We start from the raw sequence: 8,725 nt of genomic DNA, 5'->3' as shown, positions 1-8,725 counted from the left end.
GCATGAAGTCAGACCGTAAAGAATAAAATATGGTGCGATGATCAAATGACTTCACTTCAAAATACATCATGACATAGGTAATTATCAGGATTCGCGTATACTTCTCCTATCCAAAACTTGTAAGCATAAGAAAGCTTATGGCTCTATTCATTCGTTTGCTATATCAGACAGCTTCAGTCAAATCACATAGCTAGTAATTAACTCCAATAACGATAAATTTTTCTATCATAACCAAACTCCACCTTATACTTTTCCAGTAGATGATGCTAACTAACAAAAATCCCATCATTGTCGATCTGACTACTTTTTCCACCTATGCATTTGCACATCTCGTCTTCACTTGCATTGTATGTTACAGCATGCTTTGCAACAACAAATGCTAAGCGAAAACAGAGAATGCAAGTGAATTAAGAGAATGATAAGGAAAGATCTAGTTCAGATAATCAATTTGGCAGCAAGCATTAGCCTAATCCGATTCTGTAAGAGAAAGCAGCATTATTTTATGACGGTCTTCATTTTTTGGCTTTGGTTCAGTTCTTAAATGATTTCCTGAAATACTATCGTAAAAAGCATTTCGAATTTTGACCTCCGTTGGCTTATTTTCTGGCAATAGTTTAAAAGGCTCCAATTGCAAAGCTTTAAACGAATAATTTCCATAAATCAATCGATTAACTTTAAGGTAACGCTTATCTGGTTTTTTAGCGTTTTTATCCTCTACGTCAAAATTAGCCTTGATAAAGTTGAATGCTTTGCTGGCTTCGATTAAATAAGTATCTGTTTTAGCATCATACTTAATACCGTTAAGCATATTCATCTTAATAATCGTCGTCATAGGTAGATTTTCTTTAGATTTCAAACGGTCAATCGCTGATGCCATTAACTTAATTGCAAGATTAGCGTCTACTCGAAAATCCCCAGCGATAATTTTTTTTGAATAATGCTGTTTTAGGTGTCTTAGAATATTGCGACTAACCGTATTATCCTGATAGCTTTTACCAAGCTGAATGACCTTCTGATAATTTCCTTCAGCCAAAATATCCTTTATATCACTTAAGTTAGTTACAACTTTTGCGAGTTGAATGATAACGTGCAACACTTCAACACAAGCTGCATGATGTTTCACATTACGTCGCTTAACCAGATTATTAATGAATTCACCGTCATTTTTACTTTTTTCTGAAAATGCATTCGCTAAACATTCAATGTCTGAAATAGGTTGAGAGGAGTTGTATTTCGGTAGAGAAATGTTTGGATTGTTTTCAGTAGCTAAATCAATCTGTCCATCCTCAGGATACAAAGAGGAACTTGCCTGATTAGGGTAAAATTGATCAAAATCTGAATCATCTGCTAAAGGTGCTATCACTTTCTTAGTTCGATGCTTATTTTTAAATTTTTCCCTATACTTCTGAATACTTTCGGGCAGAACAGTCTTTTCCTCGGATTCAGGTGATTGCATCTGTGTGTTAATAGCCGCTTTAGATTTCGATAGCTTTTCTCGAAAGCCCAAAACCTTCTTCTCTGGGAAATCATCTTCAATTTCATCATCACTGCACAGCCCACCTGTGATGATTTTTTTCTTCATCGATAATTGATTATAAGGAGGATCATCTTCAGTGAAGTCACATTCATCGATAGACTCCTTTGAGTTGAAAAAATGAGCAAGATACTCCTGATCTAAACCCTCCAAAAAAATAAACATGCCATCATCTATGCTAGAACTAAACTGTTCTTTGGTCACTTCATTCATTTCTTTTACAAACTCCATAATATATGCAGGAGTCTGTAAATGGCTATCTTTCGATAAACGTAGCTGAGCTTTAGGCAATAATTGCTTTACCCTGAGACTGAAATAATGAAAATCCTCGTAGCTTGCAGAAGAATCTAAAAGATAACTAAGAGCAGCCAGACTTGGAAAATTCTGTACGACTTTTCCTGAATATTGTCCAAATAGCTTAGCATCACACCAACTCAGAAATGTTTCATTCAACTTGGCTACACGTTCGAATGTTCTTAACTTGGGTCTATCAGGTCCAGAAAAGAAATCTAAATCGGCACTTACATCTTGTATGATTCCAGCAATTTTACTCATTTGATCTGTAATCTTCTTCAAACGAGCCTGTTTCGTTTGATGGAATTTTTTTACATCCATCATATGATTCGTAGCTAATGATGTATGAATAACAATAAAGCAGGGAGCAACTGCATTGCGCAAACGACCAAGATACTGAACCAATTCTTCTGGATGTGCAGTTTTACCGATCACATAGATAGAGTCAATTTCATTTTGACCGTTATTTAGATTAATACCTTCGTCCAGAATAGAAGTACTAAACACCAGCTCGACATTCATCGTAATCAGCTGTTTATCAAAAATAGCATTCACTGAACTGTCATTTTTATTTCGACTATGAACGATCAAGCACTTAGCTTGATATTCCTTTTCAAAATAAGCAGCAACTAACTCGCATTTTTTTCGGTTATTCAGTCGTATTAAAATCTTCTTGCATGGTTTACCCGGTTGATTCAATTTTCTGGCATCTTCAAGCCTTTTTTCAATCATCGTAATAAATGTATACTGATCGCCTTTCTCAAGATTGATGACTTCTATAGGTTGTGCAGGTCGACCTAGTTTCTTGTAAGCAATGTGATTGTCTAAACTGATTTTTAGCACTTCCCACCGTTCAAAAGTGAAGGTCGCAGTTAAGAATAGAACAGATGGATAGCTTCTTTTTTGAAGTTCGATAACGATCGGTAAAAGTGCAGTGTCCCTGAAACCACCAGTGTTATAAACCTTATGTACCTCATCCACCACTAAGATACACTTTGATTTTTGCATAGGTGTCATCAAATGGTTTACTTTGTCGAACTTATCATACGTGCATACAACGACACCTTTAAACTTTTTAAAGGCATCCTCTTTCGGTTGCTTGTTGTCGTAAAAAAATAAATACTTAGATGCTTCATTTTTTTTGGTTTTGTTGTAGTCCATCTCAAGTTCAGACACTTTAAGGGTTGATGGTAATAAAAAGAGCACCAAATCAAAATGGTTGGGTAGTTGCTCCATTACGACTGTCGTTTTACCCATACCAGTACCAGCGGTAATAAGACAGTACTGATTTTTTTCAAATGGTAATTCGGTAAAATCTAAATATTGGCCATTTGCCAATTTGATATCTTGAGTTTTCACAAAAAAAGGGTCCTTTGAGAATGCCGAAAAGCATTCCCATGAAAAATTGATAAATAATTTTGAAAATTAAGAGGCTTGTGCGTTTTTGATGATGTGAGCAACTTGCTCAGAAGCAGCGAGTAGAGTATCGGTTTGCAAGTGAGCATAACGCTGTGTAGTTTGTGGTGATGCATGGCCAAGCAAATGCTGAACCACGTAAAGACTTTGACCACTATTTACAGCTAAACTGGCAAAATTATGACGTAAATCATGTATACGCATATTGTCAATTTTTGCTGCTAGCATAATTTTGTCGTAGGTTTTGCGAATATCGTTAAATGGAATACCTGTTACGGGATTCGCAAAGATATAGGCTGATTGCCTAGACATTTTTCTGATAATGTTTAAAGCATCTTGATTCAATTGAATGCGTCGTGCTTTACCTGACTTATTTTCCCCAAGTAACCAAGCGCCTGTATTCGTGTCGACATCACACCACTTCAAATCCAAAGCTTCACGCTTACGAACACCTGTAAGAAGTAAAAACTTAACGATAGCTACAATCACAAGATTATCGATACCATAATCAGTTGGGCGAGTGAGTACCTGTAATAATGCTTTTAATTCATCATCATTAAGATATCGCTCTTTTTGGTTGTTTTCATTGAACTTTTTTACACGTGAGGCTGGGTTTGCATCAATAAATTCATAATCGATTGCCATATTAAACAACGCGGAAAGAAGTGCCCGAATCCGATTTAACGTGGCATTACTAAGTTCTTTTTTGTGCTTGAGATCACTTAAAAGTTGACTTAATGTCCCTGTGTTAATTTCATTCCAAGTTAAATGTCCAATAATGGGCAATATATGAATGCGTAATCGCGACTCATCATCTTGATAAGACTTTTTTCGACTTTTGGCATTGGGTAGGTAAATATTGCGTGCGAAGTTTGACAGTGTCAATTTCTGCGCAGGTGTTATCACCTCAAATGGATGCTGATTCTCGGCAATTGCTTTTCGAAATCCAGCAAGTTCAAGCCGCAATATATCCAGTTGTTCAAGTACTTGATCATAAGTGAATGATCCAAGACTTTTGGAAACTTTCTTACTTTGAAAAACAAATCTTGCCAGAAATCGAACCCCCTTTGTTGATGTTACAAACTTAAGCCCAGATCCTTGGAAACTTTGATCCAATAGACTTGCATCATACTCTTTACCATGTACAAATTCTTTCCAAGCTAGTATATTTTTTGACATAGAAACCTCAATAATTATTTGTCAAAATAAATATATATTCTTATATTTAAACCTATTACAAACCCTCTGGTCATGTATTATAGTCAGAGGGCTCATATATTAAGTAAACATAAGTTATAGTGATACTTGTAGCTATTTTTAAACCTCTATGAGAAAGTCGTCTAATTGATCGCCGTTTAGTATATCGCTATCTAACAGTCTTTCTTCCTCCACCCAATCGTATGACTTAATAGAGTTAGGATAGCTAGATGATTGAAACTCTTTACGAAAAGTTGTTTCACTTTCAACTTCAACAATCATATTAAGCTTTAAGGATAGCTGTATAAAAGACAACGCCATGACATGAATAATAAAGTCCATATAAAGCTCAACATCAGGTTCTCTTAATGTATATAAAACAACATGCTTCCTAAATAAATTTTCGACAAAGCTGTCAAAGTGATCAAATTTAATGTATTGATCCATGCGAAACTTTGAATAAAATTTAAGAATTTTTTTAAAAGGAATTAAAAGAGTGCATTCAGTCGAGCCTGAACAAAAATCAACATGTATTTCAATATATAGTTGATTGTCTTTAACCTTAATAACATTGTTACTTGTGTAGTAGAGTATCCCTTCACCTATAAATGTTATGTCAAAACTTTTAAGTACGAAATTATTTAGATACATCTTTACAGTCTTCCAATAGGTTGAGTTTTCAAAATCAAGATTTGTTGTTCATCACTTGATAGAATCTATGCTACAAGAACATAAAAAATTCCCCTATACTGTCTAATAAGATTAATTTCTAGTACGTTTGGGTGACTAATGAAACTTACCAAGTTTGAAAATAAAATGATGAATCAAAATTTAGATATTCTTATAAATTTGACTCATAATAACGTTAATAAAAATAGCAATAATGAATTTGGTTTTATAAGTAAAATATCATTGCTTCAAAAGGTATTTTATAAGCCCCTTCATACTTGTGATTACGATAAAAGGTTATATAAAATTCTTGAATTTTTTAAAAACGATTACCATGTATTTTATTTGGAAAAATACTTGCATATTAATAAGGATGGATTTTATGATTTTATTGAGAAAAATTATGATATTAATTCCGGCTTGCCAATTAATATGATTGAAGATAAGAGACCAAAAAGAATAATTTCCACTCCAATATTTAATAACTTTATGGATTTGGTATTAAGTAAAAAGGAATTTAATAACTCAACTGAACTATATGATTCTTTGTGTGAATATATTGAAAATGAAAATTCATTTTCGAGATTTATAAAAGAATATATGAATACTAGAAAAATTGAAGATGATTTGACGAGTAAAAAAATATTTTTTTCCTTGTCTGAGTTTGAAAAATATAAAACTGCTAAAATTAAGATATCAAGAAAGACTTTTAATCGTTACTGTGATGAATATCTTGAAACCGCACCTCAAAATTTAAAATTCATACTTTGTAAGTCAAATTCAAAAAAAACAGGCTATTTTTCTCTGCCAAATCCAAACCACAGCCCACAGGACTGCTAGAACGTGTAACTGCTAATCAGAAAAACTGATCACCGTACTATTACCTTACTAGGATGAAAAGAGGACCGAGAACAGATCAAATACTAGGGTCTCTTCTAAGGTCTTAGTCGCATTATTGATTTGATGATAGTTAATGAAGTTGCTCTAGTATTAGAGCAAGTTTGATTCATTTCTAAATGATTCATCACTCTAGCTCTGCTTCAAGCAAAGCTAGGATGCTTGATTATCATTTATACGCAGATTAATTGTCTGGTGTCAGCATAGGGTTAGAAGTTGTTGCTAATGGCACATAATGTACTCAGTTGATTCGCACTCAGTAAATACTTTGGAACATACACCAATACACCTTCAGTATCATTTATAGTGATATACACCTCATACCAGTCAGCTTGCTGTTCAACAAATTCAACTTCGCCATTATTTATTTTTTCACAAACAGAAAAACTTAATTCAGCTAATGGATCAGTCAAATCATTCACAGACTCACAAACTAAAAACCACCCGTATAGGGTGGCTTCATAAGCTGTTTCGTATTGCTGTTCTAAACTTTGGATGATGGAACTTATAGAAAGTTTGATTAATGAGTGTAGGGGAGTTACATCGTCCAGAACGACCAAATCAGCTAATTTTTGGATGATTTTCATTGTTCAGCTCCGAATCAGAATCAATAGCCCCTGTTTTTTCACGTTTTTTGGGGGTATAAGGGGGCTTCTTAAGTGTTACCGACTCAGTCTCCGAGATTTGATCATTTGAATGATTTTGGTAGCCTTTCAAGCTGATTGGCCAGAATTCGAATTCAGAGCTGACTTCAAGCAAGCGAGTTGTTTGTGGATGGAGCTGAATTACGTTCTGATCAACCAATACAGCTGCTAAAAAGCAGTGATTATTTACTGATTTTCCTATGTATAGTGGTTTAAAAACCGTGGCATGAAATGGCTGATTCGACTTTTGTAGTTCAGCTAGTAATGTAAGAATATCCGTTACTCGAATAAGCTCAGTACTAAAGCCACCGGCTGAATCATTTTTACTCAGACTGATTGCATAATGATCTTGATCTGGTTGATACCAAATTTGGTAATGTAAACTCGCTTTAGATCTTTCGGACAGTTTTGGGCAGGTTGCTGTGTGTAGAAGATCATAACCTACCTTATCAAAGATACGAGATTGTGGTTGAATTTGACTCATGATGAAGTTCCTTGCAGTTTTGAATGTAAAAAACCCATAACCAATAACTGGTTATGGGGATATGTAAAAATTTGACGTTGTTTGAGTTTAAAAGTACTGCCGACTACAGACCGATGACTTGAGCCTGAACCATAATATCTTCTCCATCTCGTGCAAAACTGAACATAATAGGATAGCTATTACCATCATTCATAAATGCGATACCTTGGCATTTGCGCTCGGCTGGAGATGCACTCAATTCAGCAGCATTTTTGATTTTAATTAATGCATACCCATGCACTCGGCCTAAAGGTGCATCAGCCAAAGCACTGGTTACAGCCTCAGTAGCGTTTTTGCTATCGCATTCTGGATAGTCAGACAATGCTTTTTTTCGTTCTTCCTCTGCTTTAGCATATGCTGCATCCGCTTCTTTGGCAGCAGCTTCCGCATTTTTTTGCTTTTGCTGTTCCTCTAACTCTGCATTGGCCGCCGCGATGAGTTGCGAAGCTTCTGTATAACCTTCCTCTTTCTTAGGATAGTCGGTTAAAAGCTGAATGACTCGAGCATACTGGTGCTCAGTGTTGGCTTTTTTGGCAGCTTCCAATTTAGATGGCCAGAGCAATAGATGAGCTTGCTTTAATAAAGCCTGTGCTTCACTGTAATGCTTATCATCTGATGGAATACTTTCGAGTTTGATGATGGCATACTCGTAATTTTTATCACTCAATGCCTTTTTACCCGCTTCAAAAGAACTCGGTAAGGCGATCACATTCAGAATAATTCCAATCACAAAAACCAAGCTATATATCAAAAGGACTTTAGCTCTGGTTTTGTGACCATTACCAATCAAGACCCATTTCGGCTGTATAAGACCAAGAATTAAAGCGATTACTGCCAGCCCCAATAACAGGGCTGCGAGTGTTACTAACATAATTTTCTCTGAGAAGTTGCACAGCTAGATACTGTGTATAAGGGGAACAAACTTAAGAAACGCTGTGATAGATCATCGGTTCACAGGAATCTTTTGAAATTGACTTGATATTTTTGTTGCTGTTCGGATTGACACTAAATTCGCCGAGCTTTTTATTATTAAAAAACACCTCTATTCGCTTAGCTTTGGCAAGTTGCTGTCTAAATTTATCCCAAGCTAATGAGTTGCGATATGAAACTGTTTCACTGGGAATATCAACTTGCACGTTAGAATTAAGCAGCAAAGATAACTGTCCTTGATCAGTCGAAGAGTAACTTTTACGACCAGCCATAAATGTCACTGAATGATCATCTTCTTCTGTCGCGGTACTATTGCAATGAATATACAAACTTTGTTTTTTTGGATTCTCAATGATGAAATCATCAAACCCATGTGAAAACTCGTAAGACCAAAAGTTAGGCACTGCATTGGCATAGGCGGATATCCCGAGTAAAGGGATCAAAAGTAATTTTTTCATTAGATGTTCCAGTAGGTGAGTTTTTAAAAACATTCATACGTTATAAATTTGCTTGTACTAAACAGGCGAATGGATTCCTGTCTGCAGCGCTTGTATTCTTTTTTCAATACTTGGATGTGTATAGAGGTGGATCAGGAAATTTGAACAACACTTATAAGTGATA

8 protein-coding genes are annotated in these 8,725 nt (G+C 35.3%); 1 reads left to right on the top strand and 7 read right to left on the bottom strand.

Going from position 1 to position 8,725, the window contains the following annotated elements; all coding sequences use genetic code 11:
* Positions 1 to 466: 466 nt before the first annotated feature.
* The 3 genes from ADA42_RS03930 to ADA42_RS03920 form a co-directional block, all read right to left on the bottom strand.
* Entirely contained in the window at positions 467 to 3,187 is a 2,721-nt protein-coding gene (locus tag ADA42_RS03930; RefSeq protein ID WP_048763694.1) for a DEAD/DEAH box helicase, read from the bottom strand.
* 66 nt (positions 3,188 to 3,253) lie between these two features.
* Positions 3,254 to 4,423, bottom strand: a complete 1,170-nt coding sequence (locus tag ADA42_RS03925) for a tyrosine-type recombinase/integrase (RefSeq protein ID WP_048763693.1) — start codon at positions 4,421 to 4,423, stop codon at positions 3,254 to 3,256.
* A 138-nt stretch (positions 4,424 to 4,561) separates the two neighbouring features.
* Complete coding sequence (locus tag ADA42_RS03920) at positions 4,562 to 5,092, bottom strand: hypothetical protein (RefSeq protein WP_048763692.1); 531 nt, start codon at positions 5,090 to 5,092, stop codon at positions 4,562 to 4,564.
* Positions 5,093 to 5,230: 138 nt separating this feature from the next.
* On the opposite strand from ADA42_RS03920, the gene ADA42_RS03915 reads away from it, so the two are divergent.
* Positions 5,231 to 5,950 (top strand): hypothetical protein, encoded by a 720-nt coding sequence (locus ADA42_RS03915; protein ID WP_048763690.1) that lies wholly within the window; start codon positions 5,231 to 5,233, stop codon positions 5,948 to 5,950.
* A gap of 266 nt (positions 5,951 to 6,216) precedes the next feature.
* On the opposite strand, the gene ADA42_RS03910 is transcribed toward ADA42_RS03915, so the two are convergent.
* The 4 genes from ADA42_RS03910 to ADA42_RS03895 all read right to left on the bottom strand — a co-directional run bounded on the left by ADA42_RS03910 (position 6,217) and on the right by ADA42_RS03895 (position 8,562).
* Positions 6,217 to 6,594, bottom strand: a complete 378-nt coding sequence (locus tag ADA42_RS03910) for a hypothetical protein (protein ID WP_048763688.1) — start codon at positions 6,592 to 6,594, stop codon at positions 6,217 to 6,219.
* Positions 6,569 to 7,135 carry a hypothetical protein gene (locus ADA42_RS03905; protein ID WP_048763686.1) on the bottom strand — a complete coding sequence of 189 codons (567 nt, stop codon included), beginning with the start codon at positions 7,133 to 7,135 and terminating at the stop codon, positions 6,569 to 6,571. Before ADA42_RS03905 ends, ADA42_RS03910 begins: the two co-directional genes overlap by 26 nt.
* A gap of 103 nt (positions 7,136 to 7,238) precedes the next feature.
* Complete coding sequence (locus ADA42_RS03900; RefSeq protein ID WP_048763684.1) at positions 7,239 to 8,045, bottom strand: hypothetical protein; 807 nt, start codon at positions 8,043 to 8,045, stop codon at positions 7,239 to 7,241.
* 52 nt (positions 8,046 to 8,097) lie between these two features.
* Complete coding sequence (locus ADA42_RS03895) at positions 8,098 to 8,562, bottom strand: hypothetical protein (protein ID WP_048763682.1); 465 nt, start codon at positions 8,560 to 8,562, stop codon at positions 8,098 to 8,100.
* Between the last annotated feature and the right edge of the window lie 163 nt (positions 8,563 to 8,725).

The sequence above is a fragment of the Acinetobacter sp. 243_ASPC genome, from assembly GCF_001054715.1.
Taxonomy (GTDB): domain Bacteria; phylum Pseudomonadota; class Gammaproteobacteria; order Pseudomonadales; family Moraxellaceae; genus Acinetobacter; species Acinetobacter soli.
This window is presented reverse-complemented; position numbering and strand designations above follow the sequence as displayed.